The sequence below is a fragment of the Nostoc punctiforme PCC 73102 genome (assembly GCF_000020025.1).
In the GTDB taxonomy this organism is placed as follows: Bacteria; Cyanobacteriota; Cyanobacteriia; order Cyanobacteriales; family Nostocaceae; genus Nostoc; species Nostoc punctiforme.
Genome location: NC_010628.1, coordinates 7,654,158 through 7,668,092 on the forward strand (window position 1 = coordinate 7,654,158; position 13,935 = coordinate 7,668,092).

A 13,935-nucleotide genomic window follows, 5' to 3' on the forward strand; every position below is an offset into this window, starting at 1 on the left:
AGATTGATTAGGTGTCTATATGGTAGATATAATAAATATTTTCATACCTTATATAGCAATTTTAGAGCAAATAAATTTATATAGCTTGTATTAAAAAATATTGTCATATTTTCAGAGCAAACTTTCAACTCCTCTCTGTGCCTCTGCATGAGATAAAAAATAATGTAGGGGCGGACATTTGTCCACCCCGATTAAAATCAGGTAACACCAAAAACAATCACTAAGCCCAAAACCGCCCCAAACACAATCAAGGCATAGAATTGAGCGCGACCGTTTTCTAGGTACTTCAGACCTTCACCGCTAACAAGGGTGAAAAAGCCTGTGAGGTTAACAGCGCCATCAACAACGCGGAAGTCAACTTCCATAACTTGTCTAGCTACGCGACGCAAGCCGAGGACAAAAACCCGATGGTAAATTTCATCAAAGTACCACTTGTTGAGGGATAACTCGTAAAGTGGTTGGATTTTAGCAGCGATCGCAGCCGGATCAATTTTACGGCGCAAATACATCAGCGAAGCCAGGGTAATCGCAATTAAAGAAATTCCGACTGAAGCACCCGCCATGATGTAGAATTCCGTCGGATTGAACTCGGCAGCCTTTTCTATAACTTCGGAGAGAGTTTCGCTAGGAGGAAAGATAAACTCTTCAAAATAATTGGCGTAGGGAGTTCCCACCAAACCAATCAAAATCGAAGGCACAGCCAACAGTGCCAACGGCAGCGTCATTGTCCACGGCGATTCGTGGGGGGAGTCGCTGTGATGCCCGTGGGAGTCATGGGAATCATGATGCTGACTAGTTGCCGCCAATTCTCCTTTCTTCATCGCCCCAGGCCCAAAATTTGGGACTGGTTCTTCTGACTCTAATTCCAGGACAATTGTCGCCGCAGCTTTCTTGAGTTTTTCCTTGATTTTCTCGTCAGTACCCCGGAATTTGCCTTCAAATGTCATGAAATACATTCTGAACATGTAGAAAGCAGTAATACCGGCAGTTAGCCAGCCAATCATCCAGAGAAGTGGGTTAGCCTCAAAAGCTTTCCCTAAAATTTCATCTTTTGACCAGAAACCAGCAAAAGGTGGAATACCAGAAATTGCCAAGCAACCAATTAAGAAGGTAGTTGCTGTGACGGGCATGTATTTCCGTAGTCCACCCATCAAGCGCATATCTTGCGCTAAGGCGGGGTCGTGTCCAACGACACCTTCCATACCGTGAATTACGGAACCTGAACCCAAGAACAGCATCGCCTTAAAATAGGCGTGGGTCATTAGGTGGAATAGTCCAGCACTGTAGGAACCTATTCCCATTGCCATCACCATGTAACCGAGTTGGGAAATGGTGGAGTAAGCCAAGCCCTTTTTGATGTCGTTTTGGGTAATGGCAATGCTAGCCCCCAAAAACGCCGTAAACGCCCCAGTAAAGGCAATGACATTCATTGCGGCTGGAACGTCTTCAAATACTGGGTACATCCGGGCAATCAGGAAAACACCCGCCGCCACCATTGTTGCCGCGTGAATCAAGGCAGAAATGGGGGTGGGGCCTTCCATCGCATCTGGTAGCCAGACGTGGAGGGGGAATTGGGCTGATTTTGCTACTGGACCTAAGAAAACTAAAATCGCAAACAGGACAGCGAGAAAATTGCTGATCGAACCTGATTCGACAAGTTGGGCGAGGCGATCGCCCATGATATTAAAATCAAAGCTTCCTGTTGCCCAGAACAGCCCCAAAATGCCGAGTAATAGACCAAAGTCGCCCACGCGGTTGGTCACAAACGCTTTTTGAGCGGCATCTGCTGCTGACTTGCGATCGTACCAAAAACCGACCAGCAAGTAGGAACACATCCCGACCAGTTCCCAGAATATGTAAATCTGTACTAGGTTGGGGCTGACCACCAGACCTAACATTGAAGAGCCAAATAAACTGAGATAGGCGTAAAATCTTACGTAACCGGGATCGTGAGCCATGTAGCCGTCGGTGTAAACCATGACTAAGCAGGCTACCGTTGTGACAATCACCAGCATTAGGGCTGTCAGGTGGTCAATAGTGTAGCCCATGCTCAGGTGAAAATTACCTGCTGCCGCCCACTCAAAGGTGCGAAGATAAGATGCATGTCCTTGAATTTGACTCCAGAGCAAGGCAAACGACATCCCCATAGCTGCTGCCATCATGGAGATAATCACCACAGCATTAAGCTGGCGCAGGCGGTTTGTCACCTGATTCAACGAGATTAACCCTAGACCGACCAGCATTGCCCCGAGAAGAGGGAACACCGGAATCAGCCAGGCATACTGATAGATTACTTCCATCACTGACGCCTACTTTTAGAATTCTTGATTTAGCGTGTCGAAACTGTTAATAATTGTGACACACACCCTTTAGGATAAAATAACCCACCCAAGACTGATTGGGTGGGGTGTTAAGCATGGTTTTATATTTGGTCATTAGTCATTAGTCATTAGTCCCATACCCAATGACCTATGCTCCATGCCCAATATCAATATTGATTAAGCTGACCGACACTCTAAGTCCACTGTTTTTGGAGTATTGTAGATTTTCGCGTAATTGCTGTAGCTGGCTTTAATGTCTTCTAAAGCTAGACGTAAATCTTCTCTGCCGCGAAAGCCTTCCAAGCGATGGCGAACAGTGCCATTTTGAATCAGTAGTAAAGTTGGCAGTGACTTTAGCCTATAAGTAGTAGACAATTTAAAATTTTGATCGGCGTTAACTCCAACTAATTTAATTTCGTCCCCACATTGGGCTTGAAATTGCAACAACAGTGGGTGGATAATCCGACACAAGCCACACCAAGGTGCTTCAAAGTTAACTAAAACAGGAATAGGTGATTCTAAAACTTCTTGAGTAAATGTCCGTTCACTAACCGACAACACCATGACGCCTCTTGGATTATAAGGTTTTTATATCAAACTACCTATCAGTAATGAAGTGAAGGATTGGTAAGTCAGTAACTGCCGATAGATGCTTTCAGAAACCAAATCTCAGGACACAGAATAATTGGGCAAAAATTCAGCGTGTTGATGTGTCTCTGATGTAAAAAGCCACTGCGACTCTCACTGTGGCTTTTTCGGATGTTAGACTCCTGATTGCTTTGGCCGCCTGGGATTTGACTGAATCTGCCACTGACTCCCAAGGAAAGACAACGGGCCTTCAACTACCAATATAAAATCTTAAGCTGACTAAACGCACCCCCACTGATAGATGTTTGAATTTATCCTACATTGATTCGGGGCAATTGATAAGCGGAAATTTCAATCTATTTAGGATTTTCTGCTGACACTGGGGATCGCTTAAATTTCCCATTTTATTCTACCAGTTGCTTCCATCAACAGAGGGTGCGACCACCAAAGCAAAGCGATAAAAATGGCAACTCCCAAATAGGAAGGGCGGAGAAATTCCTGCCATAAGATAGATTGACGGCCGTCAATAATTGCTTTAAAGGGAATAATTGAAGTTCGTTGTTTGGCAATTTCAAAGGCTTCCCCATAGCGATCGCTCAAACGGCGATCCCCGTGCCAAACCCCAAACAAGTGATGCAACACCAATCCAATGGAAGTTACCAGGGTAAAGGTAGTACCCAGCCAGAGAGTATGGGCAACACACCAGATTATTTGTCCCACCATCTGGGGATGACGGGTAATTCGAATAATTCCTGTTTCGTAGAGATGAACTTGGGGCTTTTGAATGGCAGCAATTTCTAGTAGATTGAAGGTAGCAGGATATAAAAACAAAAACGAGATTGCTGACAGCAGCCAAACAAATTCTCGTACTCCTGGCACTCCTTGTACCTGCCAAAGTTGCAAACCATCATAGCGGTGCCCAAAAAAGTAAATAATTAATATCACAGCCAACGGGAGGCTGACTAATGCAAAAAAAATGCGATAAAGCCTTGGGCCAATATATTTTTCGGCCCTTGGACGCAAAGCAGCGCCTCCACTGTGAGCGATCGCAAAAACTATTTGTAACCCCAGTATGACAAAATGACTGGGTGTCAACCAAGAAATCAGCAGCATATAGACGGGTGAAGTAATTTAAAGAAAATTGAATTCAGTACAACCAATACCACAAAGTATTCCAAAGGAGACTTTAGTCAAGATGTTGTGCTACTGTCCTTTTCGAGTCAAGTCTTCAAGTTTAATATGCAACAAATCATACGCGGCTGATTGCTGCCAAAGTTTATTTGTTGTGTGCATCCGCTCCTTTCAATGTTTGTGGGTTGAGCCTTATGTCTGACCTTCCTTTCACTTTAGATCAGTTACGGATTTTAAAAGCGATCGCACAAGAAGGAAGCTTCAAGCGTGCCGCCGATAGTCTTTATGTCTCCCAGCCTGCCGTCAGCTTACAAGTCCAAAATCTCGAACGGCAGCTAGATGTCCCTTTATTCGACCGTGGAGGAAGACGTGCCCAATTAACTGAAGCAGGACATCTACTCCTAAATTACGGTGAGAAAATCCTCAGTCTGTGTCAAGAAACCTGCCGCGCCATTGAGGATTTACAAAATCTCCAAGGCGGTACGTTAATTGTCGGTGCTTCTCAAACCACTGGCACTTATCTTTTGCCTAGAATGATCGGAATGTTCCGACAAAAATATCCAGATGTGGCAGTGCAATTACACGTCCACTCTACTCGGCGGACTGCTTGGAGTGTAGCTAACGGACAAGTTGATCTGGCAATAATCGGCGGTGAAATTCCTGGTGAACTATCAGAATCTTTGGAAGTTCTTTCTTACGCAGAAGATGAACTAGCGCTGATTTTACCTGTCTTTCACCCCTTTGCCAAACTTGAAACAATCCAAAAAGAAGACCTATATAAATTACAATTCATTGCCTTAGATTCCCAATCGACCATCCGCAAAGTCATCGATCAAGTGCTAGGACGTTGTGAAATTGATACCAGACGTTTTAAGGTTGAAATGGAACTAAATTCCATTGAAGCAATTAAGAATGCTGTGCAATCTGGTTTAGGGGCTGCTTTTGTTTCAACAAGTGCGATCGCTAAAGAGTTACAAATGGGTGTTCTGCACCGTACCCCTATTGAAGGGGTAGTCGTCAAACGGACGCTATGGTTGATTTTTAATCCTAATCGCTATAGATCCAAGGCCGCAGAAGCCTTTAGTCAAGAAATTTTGCCCCAGTTTGCTAACCCTGGATGGAGTCAAGATGTGTTAAAATTGGCACAAAAAAACATCGTGGTAAGTACATTGGATATAGCAATACCCGCCTCCTCTGGCGAAGACTAAAATCTAGTTACTCAATTTTAAATTTAAGATTTTGGATTGATTCCATAGGAAAAGTGGGGCTTGAGATCATGAAATTAGTTGATTCATCTCTACGATTTAATTCAAGGGTATAAAGCCAATTTTTTAGATTTTGGATGGGAAATTTTTCCTTAAATCCAAAATCTAAAATCTAAAATTGGTAAGGTTATTAGTTTTTTGTTTTTTGTAAATGATCAATACTTCTCTACGAGACGCTACGCGAACGATTACGCTCAGTACAAGTGAATAATGACTAATCACGAAAATGGAAGTTTACTGTACTCGTCCACGTTGCCCACGCCCACAAAACTATTTTGCTGATTTAGATGATATTACAACCCTAAAAACAACGCAGCAAAAATACTGTACTACCTGTGGTATGCCACTACTGCTAGATGGTCGGTATGTGCCAACGAAGTTGCTGGGAAGGGGTGGATTTGGAGCAGCATTTTTGGCACGCGATCGCCGAATCCCAGGAATGCGTCAATGCGTGGTTAAGCAGTTTCAACCAGTGGGTAATTTAACCTCAACTCAACTGCAACAAGCACAGATAATGTTCGAGAGAGAGGCAGACGTTCTAGCACAACTTGGTAACGATCACGAACAAATTCCTGACTTGTTTGCCTTCTTCCCAGTGATAGTTAATAGTTCGCAATCAGGACAGGAAGACCAATTTTTTTACTTAGTACAAGAATATATTGATGGGCAAAATTTAGAAGAAGAATTAGTTCAACAAGGCAAATTTTCTGAACACCAAGTCTTAGAGGTGTTGCAAGAAATCCTGAAGGTGCTAAAGTTTGTCCACGAACGAGGCATTATCCACAGAGATATTAAACCCTCTAACATCATGCGCCGTCGTGATGGTAAGCTTTTTTTACTAGATTTTGGCGCAGTTAAGCAAGTAACAAATGTTGCACTTGGTTCTGCTGCTTCTTCCACAGGAATTTATTCTATGGGATTTGCACCGCCGGAACAGATGGCTGGGGGGCAAGTATTCCCATCTACAGACTTATACGCTTTAGCTGTAACTCTTATTACCTTGTTGACTAATCAGGAAGCAATTCAATTATTTGATGCCTATAGCAACCAGTGGAAATGGCGTGAGCAAGTAAATGTCAATTCTCGCCTTGCTGACATTTTAGATAAGATGCTGTTACCTGCTGCTAATCAGCGGTTTCAATCGGCACAGGAAGTTCTAGATGCACTTTACTCGCAGCCTCTAGCCGCTACACAGCTTAATTCACCTTCTGTAACACTTCCACCACAATCACCTAAAAGTTCTAATCCCGTCGTCTCCCAACCTCCACCAACTCAACCAGCGTTTTCTACAGTAGAATTGTTGGGTGGGGCGGCATTTAGTGGATTTGAAGGGGCATTGATAGCGATCGCCCTCTTCAGTTTAGTACAATCACCAATAGTTACTTTAAGCGTTGCATGTGTAATTTTGGGGATACTGGTATTTGCCCAAACTAGACGATGGATTGAAAAGTTCGATTTATTAATTATTCCAACAATTACTTTTGCGATTATTTTTTTCATTCCCTTTTTACAAGGGGGTCTTGGCATTCAGGCAGTGGTCATTTTATCAGTTGCAGCAGCATTGGTAGCCATTTCACTGACAGCCATATTTCGGCTTATTTATAAATTATTATCTCTCATCCTTTAAAAAGCTTCTGATGCTAATAGTCACATAATGTCTCAGAAAAACGAAACACTTAGTCTTTTCTTAGCTGTTGTTATCACCATTGGCTTAATCTTTAGTGGCTTATGGTTTTTTATGGAACGGTGGGCACAACTAAATGGAACTGCTGCTAAATCTTCGGGGACTAACAATACAGATAATCCGATAAACCAGTTTATTAGTAGTAAATGTAACGTGCCCAACCTCTTAGAAGGGACATTCAACTATGGTGGTAGCACAACTTGGGCACCCATTCGTAAAGATGTAGACTCCGTACTAGAAAGCCAGTGCCCTCGGTTTATTTTACGTTACACTCAACCTCCATCAGGTAATGCAGGATCTGGAACTGGGATTCGGATGTTGATAGACAATCAACTAGCTTTTTCTCAATCTTCTCGTTCAGTAAAGGCTGAAGAAAATGCCGAAGCTCAACAAAAAGGATTTAGTTTGAAAGAAATTCCAGTAGCGATTGATGGAATTGCGATCGCTGTCAATCACGATCTCAACATCCCTGGTTTAACTGTGGCTCAACTCAAAGACATCTACACAGGCAAAATTACTAATTGGCAACAGGTGGGTGGGTCAAATTTACCAATTAAAGCTTACTCTCGTAGCGAAGAAGCTGGGGGTACAGTAGAATTCTTTGTCGAAAATGTTCTAAATAAAGAAAAGTTTGGTGCCAATATTAATTATGTTGGCACGACCACTGAAGCAGTACGAAAAGTAGCTGCAAATCCTGGGGGAATTTATTATGCTTCTGCCCCAGAAGTTGTACCTCAGTGTATTATTAAAACCATACCACTGGGACGCACAAGCAGTCAATTAGTGCCTCCTTACCAACAACCGTTTGTATCTCCATCTCAATGTCCCAGTAAACGCAATCAATTGAATAGTCAGGCATTTCGTAGTGGAGATTATGCAATTACTCGCAATTTATTTGTAATTATTAAACAGAATGGTCAAACAGATCAGCAAGCTGGCGAAGCTTATGCAAATTGGCTTCTGACACCTCAGAGTCAAGACCTGATTGAAAAGGCTGGATTTGTCAAAATTAAATGATCAAAGCAGTTAGATTTAGCCAAATAATAAACATTTTTATTTTATTAAAATCTGTTCATGTCACAAAAGAATGAAACCGCAGTTTTAACCTTGGCTCTGTTGCTGACAGTTGGAATAGTTGGCGGTGGTGTGTGGTGGTTTACTAATGGCTCTGGAGCCAAAATAGGTAATACCCTCATTCCAGGTTCAGAAGCAGGCAAAAATCCATCCCTACAAGATCGGATTAGTTTTGGAGACAAAACTTTGACTCCAGGTGCGGTTTCTGCTGCAAAAAAAGAAGGAGTCCAGGCGATCGCTGCTAAAAGTTATGATAAAGCGATCGCTAATTTCACAGACTCCCTCAAACTCAACCGTAACGATCCAGAAGCGCTGATCTTTCTTAATAACGCCCGCATCGGATCTTCCAAGAGTTACACCATTGTAGCTTCTGTACCAGTAGGGACTGATCCCAATGCTGCTTTAGAAATTTTGCGTGGCATTGCCCAAGCACAAAATGAAATTAATACCTCTGGAGGAGTCAAAGGAGTACCGTTAAGGGTAGGGATAGCTAACGATGATGACAATCCAGAAATAGCCAAGCAAATCGCTTCCAACCTAGTCAGTAATTCAGAAGTATTAGGTATAGTTGGGCCTAATACTAGCGATTCCACCTTAGCCGCCGGTACTATTTATACTTCAGGACAACTTGTAGCAATTTCCCCTACCAGTACATCTGTAAAAATTTCTAACTTTAGCCGCTACGTTTTTCGCACGGTTCCCAGTGATTTTATGGCTGCTAGAAGTCTAGCCAACTATATGGTGAGAACCTTGCAGAAAAAAAATGCAGTGATTTTCTTTAATTCGCAAAGCAACTATAGCCAGTCTTTAAAGTCTGAGTTTGTTTCATCTGTTTCTTTAGAAGGTGGACAGGTATCCAGCGAATTTGACTTATCCAAGGCGGATTTTAGTACAGCTAAAAGTGTAGAACAAGCAACTAAGCAAGGTGCAGAAGTGTTGATGTTAGCTGCTAACACTGAAACTCTCGATAAAGCGCTGCAAGTAATTCAGATTAACCAAAAAAAGTTAACTCTGTTAGCGGGAGATGATGTTTATACCGCCAAAACTTTAGAGATTGGTAGAGAACAAGCTGTGGGGATGGTGGTGGCAGTTCCCTGGCATATTGACGGCGATCCTAAGTCAGATTTTCCCCAGAAATCGCGGCAGCTATGGGGCGGTGATGTGAGTTGGCGAAGCGCTCTCAGCTATGATGCTACAGTGGCTTTGATTGCCGCATTAAAACGCAATCCCACACGTTCTGGAGTTCAACAAGCACTCTTTTCCTCTGACTTTTCTGCCACCGGCGCTTCTGGTACAATTCGGTTTTTAGCATCAGGCGATCGCAATGCGCCAGTCCAACTTGTAAAAATTGTTCCTGGTTCTCGCTCTCGCACTGGTTATGACTTTGAGCCAGTGCGTTAATCAGCAATAAAAAATTAAAAATTAACCAATAGTTAACCTAAAAAAGCTCTCAAGATGAGAAATTGAGCTTTATAGGGAACAATATTAACGCCAACTAACAATTTATGACTTACAGAGAAGTAACAAATAATTCAAAGCAAATTTACTATATCTAGAACCCTAAGTAATTCAGAAGTTAGGATTTGTCATAATTCACTAACAAAATACCCGTTCGCCAAATACAATCTCAAGTAGCAAGCACCTATTAAGTTAAGCACTTATATTGAATGGACGTGCGGGTAATTTACTATGTCTCAAAAAAATGAAACAACTATTCTTGTTTTATCCATCCTAATCACAGCCGGGTTAATAGCTGGCGGTTTTTGGTGGTTTAGTAGAAGGTCTGGTGTTAACCTAAATTCAATTAATTCTGATGGCACTAAAACACCCCAGGCTGTATTAGAACAACCTAGTGGCAAGACTTTCGCCTCAATACAAGATGTTCCTACAGGGTTATTCAATTATGGAGGTAGTACATCTTGGGCACCGATTCGCTTGGTAGTTGATTCACCAATTCAAGCGGCGCGACCAGAGTTTCGGCTGCGTTATGTAGAACCCAGTAATGCATCTCCTGGAACTGGTACTGGCATCCAGTCACTGATAGACGGTCAGCTAGCCTTTGCCCAGTCTTCCCGACCACTTCTCGATCAGGAATTAAGCCGCGCCCAGCAGCGTGGATTCAGTTTGAAACAAATTCCTGTAGCTATTGATGGTTTAGCAGTCGCAGTTAACCCCAACCTCAAAATCTCAGGACTGACTGTAGACCAATTAAAGTCAATTTACACAGGCAAAATCAATAATTGGAGCCAGGTGGGTGGCCCCAATATCCCGATTAAGCCCTATTCTCGCCGCATTGCTGATGGCGGTACTGTAGAGCTTTTTGTCCAAGACATCTTGGGTGGTCAAGCTTTTAGCCCCAATGTGGAATTTGTCTCCACAACCACCCAAGCCTTGCAAAAATTGGCTGGTAGTTCTGGTGGTATTTACTACGCTTCTGCCCCAGAAGTGATTCCTCAATGTTCAATCAAACCCTTACCGTTGGGGCGAGCACAAGGGCAATATATTGCTCCTTACCAAGAAACATTTGTCCTCCCGTCTGAATGTCCTGGTAAACGGAACAAATTGAATATTGAGGCTTTCCAATCAGGAAAATACCCGATTACCCGAAATCTGTTTGTGGTGGTCAAACAGAATGGTCAGACTGAGCAGCAAGCAGGTGTCGCTTACGCCAACTTACTGCTGACTGAGCAGGGACAGGAATTGATTACCCAAGCTGGATTTGTCAAAATTCGCTGACACCTGCGATTACACTCAGGCAGAGTGGCGGAAATCGCCGCTCTGAACTCTGCTTTAACCAGCTCTATTAATCGATTCTGCTGGTAAACAAATTAAATTATCCCCTTGGGTGAGGATTAAGCCGCGTTGACGCAGCTTACCCATCAAGCGGGTGACGGTGACACGGGTCGAACCAATCGCGCTACCAATTTGGGCATGGGTGAGGGGGAAAGGCAGACAATAGCCGCGAATCACATCAGGATCGGTGTCGCTCATTGCTGGCTCTCCATATTCCTCAATTAACAATGTGAGAAATCCTAAGAGTCGATCAATTGTACGGCGTTGTCCCAAGGCACTCAGCCACAGCAGCTTACGCTGGTGCTGATACCTAAAGGCATCCATAACTTCACGACGGAAGTGAGGCCAGTTGTCTAGGTCATGCCAGTACATCCACAGCACCGCAGTTTGGTCAACATGGGCGTAAGCCTGGAGTGTAAATGGCGACTGAGCAACAATTTCAAATGGCTGTCCCGCTCCCACAAAACCCAAGAACGCTTCTTCTGGGGTTCTGTTAATTCGTCGAGACGTTAGCTGACTAGCTGTTGCACTAACTTGGGCAGTTCCTACCATGCGGATCGCACCCCTTTGCACCAAATATAGCAATCCAGGCCGGGCTGGAATGCGCTCATCTTTGCTAAAGGTACGGCATCGATAGTGTTCTTGAGCCCAGTCAAGAATTCGTTGCCAAGTTAAAAAAGGCCGTGATGCCTCAGAAAAGGAGGATGGAGATTGCATAGGTAACAAAGAGCGTTCGGCTGAAGACAAAGACGTGATCAAAAGGTGCAAGGAGTGTCTTTGTGTTGACGAGGCAGGCTTAACGCCTAACAGCGCCAGCCAATCCAAAGAATAGAAAGCAAATTACTCTCTACTCTTTTGTTATACTTCCTACTGTACAATGATGGTAGTAAAGTTTACTTACTATTCATCGATTATTCATCAAATTTTATCCTCTTCTCATTTTTCTTCATCTAAATTAAATTTATACCGCAAGATAGATGACAGAAAAGTAACAAATATATCTTACATGACTGTTTAAATAATATTACGTGCATTATAAATTACCAGTTAGCAACTATAAGTCAATCAAGCGGTTATTGTACAGTTATTTAATAAAATCACTAAGCATTGATACTTATAACACAGAAAATAAATGCATAAAAGATAAAAAAATTCCTCTACATAAAGATAGAGATGTAAATAGAGTTTTATATACCTCAAGTGTGTCTCTGCAACTGTCAAAATCTCAGAATCGAAAACCTATGGAGCTTGCTAGTGCGATCGCATCTGATTTATCAAGGACTTGTGGTGACGTTTTTAGAATCCAAATTGTTCCTCCTGGCTGGATACATTTTGAATTGACTCACTTGACCTTAGCGACTTGGTTACAAAGTCTTGCAGTCGGGAGTTTGGGGGAAGAGGGGGAGATGGGGAGCAGGAAGCAGGGAGCAGGGGGGAAAGAGGTAATTTTTAATTCTCCCCCTTGCCCCCTGCCCCTTGACCCTCTGTCTTTTGTGCCCAATGCCCAATCCCCAATCCCCAATTCACTATTTGCTGTTCAGCACGCCCATGCACGTTGCTGTTCGCTGGTATTGCTGGCTCACCGAGAGGGATTGATTAAACTTAAACAACCTGTTACAAATACTAGTCAAGGTTTTTGGGATGTTATTTCTCCTAACCCTCTACCTTGGCTCAACTGTGACGCAACATTACGGCTAAATCATCCAGGTGAGCGTCGTTTAATTGCCGAGTTAATACAAGTAGTAGACAACATAGAGTCCCCTGATATTAAGGGTTCTGTGAAATGGGAAAAATTAGCGCTGAATTTGAGTCAAGCTTTTGAACACTTCTGGTCTAATTGCCGGATTTGGGGCGAGGTGAAAGCTATATTACCAGAGTTAGCCCAAGCCAGACTCGGATTACTTATGGCTACTCAGTCAGTATTAAGATATGTACTAGAGGAAAAGTTGGGTGTTTTTGCGCCCTTGGAGTTATAAATCGGTAATGTCGCTTAGGCACAAATAAAAACTTTTATAATAGCTATTGACTCAATGCATCACCTCGGCTACATTAGCAGGTGTGTGAGGAGCGAACCAGCTAGGGCACCGAGACGAAACACGGCCAGTCGTCGGTGTCCTTTCTGATTTATAGGGTTTAGGCTTGAAAAAGTGTCCTCATTACAGCAAAAACTTTTCAATTGCTACTGCTGCTCCGTCTTCCTCTACACTAGGAGCTACCCACTGCGCGATCGCTTGAACTCCTTCAGGTGCGTTGCCCATAGCTACACCAAGTCCAACAGACTCTAGCATTTCTACATCATTGAAGTTATCACCAATCGCCATAACGTTGGCTATCTCTAATCCCAGTAACTCTTCGGCTAGGTAACGCACAGCAGTTCCCTTATTCACAGAGGCGTTAGTTGCTTCAAAGAAAGTAGCAACGGATGTTGTGAGATAAAGTTCAGCAGGTGTGTATTGGCGGCGCAAATTCCCCAATAACCGATCGATTAAATCTGTGTCATCAGATAAAGCGAGAATTTTTGTTGGTTCATTTGTTAAGGTTTGGCGCAAATCACCAACGGGAATCGGGATAATAGCAGAACGTTCTGCATAAATTTGGGTTTCTCTGGTTAACTCACGGACGTATAGCTGATCGTTGATGTAAAAGTGGACAGATAGAAGCGATCGCAACTCAGGCTGTTCAAAATAGTCGAGTAGCTGATGGGCCATTTCTCTGGAAATAGCCCAATGGCGATGAATTTGTTGAGTGTTCGGGTCTTGAATCCAGGCTCCCTGATAAGCCATTAATGGTAAGGTAGAGCCGATGTCTTGATGAAAGCGCAAGGCTGAACGATACATTCTACCTGTAGCGATCGCCACTGGAATCCCTTGTGCTTGGGCTGCCACAATAGCTTGCTTTACACCTGCACTGATGGTGTTAGAATGTCCTGCGATCGTGCCATCTATATCCAAAACTAGTAGTTTAATGTCTTTTGCAGCAGCCTGATAATCGGTAGATGCCAAATGAGTGGCGGATGCTTTCTGCATAATTTCCTAGATTTTAAGTTCCAGTAAGAGGTTAACAGGCTCTAGTGAGAATT

General features: G+C 43.2%; 11 protein-coding genes. 6 read left to right on the top strand and 5 right to left on the bottom strand.

The features are described from left to right. Positions 1-197 precede the first annotated feature (197 nt). The 3 genes from NPUN_RS31435 to NPUN_RS31445 all read right to left on the bottom strand — a co-directional run bounded on the left by NPUN_RS31435 (position 198) and on the right by NPUN_RS31445 (position 4,022). A complete protein-coding gene (locus NPUN_RS31435) occupies positions 198-2,300 on the bottom strand; it encodes an NAD(P)H-quinone oxidoreductase subunit 5 (protein ID WP_012412411.1) in 2,103 nt (700 codons plus the stop codon). 198 nt (positions 2,301-2,498) lie between these two features. Beyond that, the gene (locus NPUN_RS31440) at positions 2,499-2,885 is read right to left on the bottom strand and encodes a thioredoxin family protein (protein ID WP_012412412.1); all 387 of its coding nucleotides are present in this window, start codon (positions 2,883-2,885) and stop codon (positions 2,499-2,501) included. 414 nt (positions 2,886-3,299) lie between these two features. Further along, positions 3,300-4,022 (bottom strand): NnrU family protein, encoded by a 723-nt coding sequence (locus NPUN_RS31445; protein WP_012412413.1) that lies wholly within the window; start codon positions 4,020-4,022, stop codon positions 3,300-3,302. A gap of 212 nt (positions 4,023-4,234) precedes the next feature. Here NPUN_RS31445 and NPUN_RS31450 point away from each other — a divergent pair, with 212 nt between their 5' ends. The 5 genes from NPUN_RS31450 (at position 4,235) to NPUN_RS31470 (ending at position 10,799) form a co-directional block, all read left to right on the top strand. After that, complete coding sequence (locus NPUN_RS31450) at positions 4,235-5,248, top strand: LysR family transcriptional regulator (protein WP_012412414.1); 1,014 nt, start codon at positions 4,235-4,237, stop codon at positions 5,246-5,248. Between the two features lie 283 nt (positions 5,249-5,531). After that, positions 5,532-6,932 (top strand): serine/threonine-protein kinase, encoded by a 1,401-nt coding sequence (locus NPUN_RS31455; protein WP_012412415.1) that lies wholly within the window; start codon positions 5,532-5,534, stop codon positions 6,930-6,932. A gap of 27 nt (positions 6,933-6,959) precedes the next feature. After that, on the top strand, positions 6,960-8,006 hold the full coding sequence (locus tag NPUN_RS31460) for a PstS family phosphate ABC transporter substrate-binding protein (RefSeq protein WP_012412416.1): 1,047 nt from the start codon (positions 6,960-6,962) through the stop codon (positions 8,004-8,006). 57 nt (positions 8,007-8,063) lie between these two features. Then, a complete protein-coding gene (locus NPUN_RS31465) occupies positions 8,064-9,464 on the top strand; it encodes an ABC transporter substrate-binding protein (RefSeq protein WP_012412417.1) in 1,401 nt (466 codons plus the stop codon). Between the two features lie 288 nt (positions 9,465-9,752). Next, positions 9,753-10,799: a PstS family phosphate ABC transporter substrate-binding protein gene (locus NPUN_RS31470; RefSeq protein ID WP_012412418.1), complete on the top strand. Its 1,047-nt coding sequence runs from the start codon at positions 9,753-9,755 to the stop codon at positions 10,797-10,799. Between the two features lie 54 nt (positions 10,800-10,853). On the opposite strand, the gene NPUN_RS31475 is transcribed toward NPUN_RS31470, so the two are convergent. After that, positions 10,854-11,573 (bottom strand): Crp/Fnr family transcriptional regulator, encoded by a 720-nt coding sequence (locus tag NPUN_RS31475; RefSeq protein WP_012412419.1) that lies wholly within the window; start codon positions 11,571-11,573, stop codon positions 10,854-10,856. Between the two features lie 311 nt (positions 11,574-11,884). On the opposite strand from NPUN_RS31475, the gene NPUN_RS31480 reads away from it, so the two are divergent. Continuing rightward, complete coding sequence (locus NPUN_RS31480; RefSeq protein WP_041565753.1) at positions 11,885-12,832, top strand: DALR anticodon-binding domain-containing protein; 948 nt, start codon at positions 11,885-11,887, stop codon at positions 12,830-12,832. Between the two features lie 180 nt (positions 12,833-13,012). On the opposite strand, the gene NPUN_RS31485 is transcribed toward NPUN_RS31480, so the two are convergent. After that, positions 13,013-13,882: a Cof-type HAD-IIB family hydrolase gene (locus NPUN_RS31485; RefSeq protein ID WP_012412421.1), complete on the bottom strand. Its 870-nt coding sequence runs from the start codon at positions 13,880-13,882 to the stop codon at positions 13,013-13,015. Between the last annotated feature and the right edge of the window lie 53 nt (positions 13,883-13,935).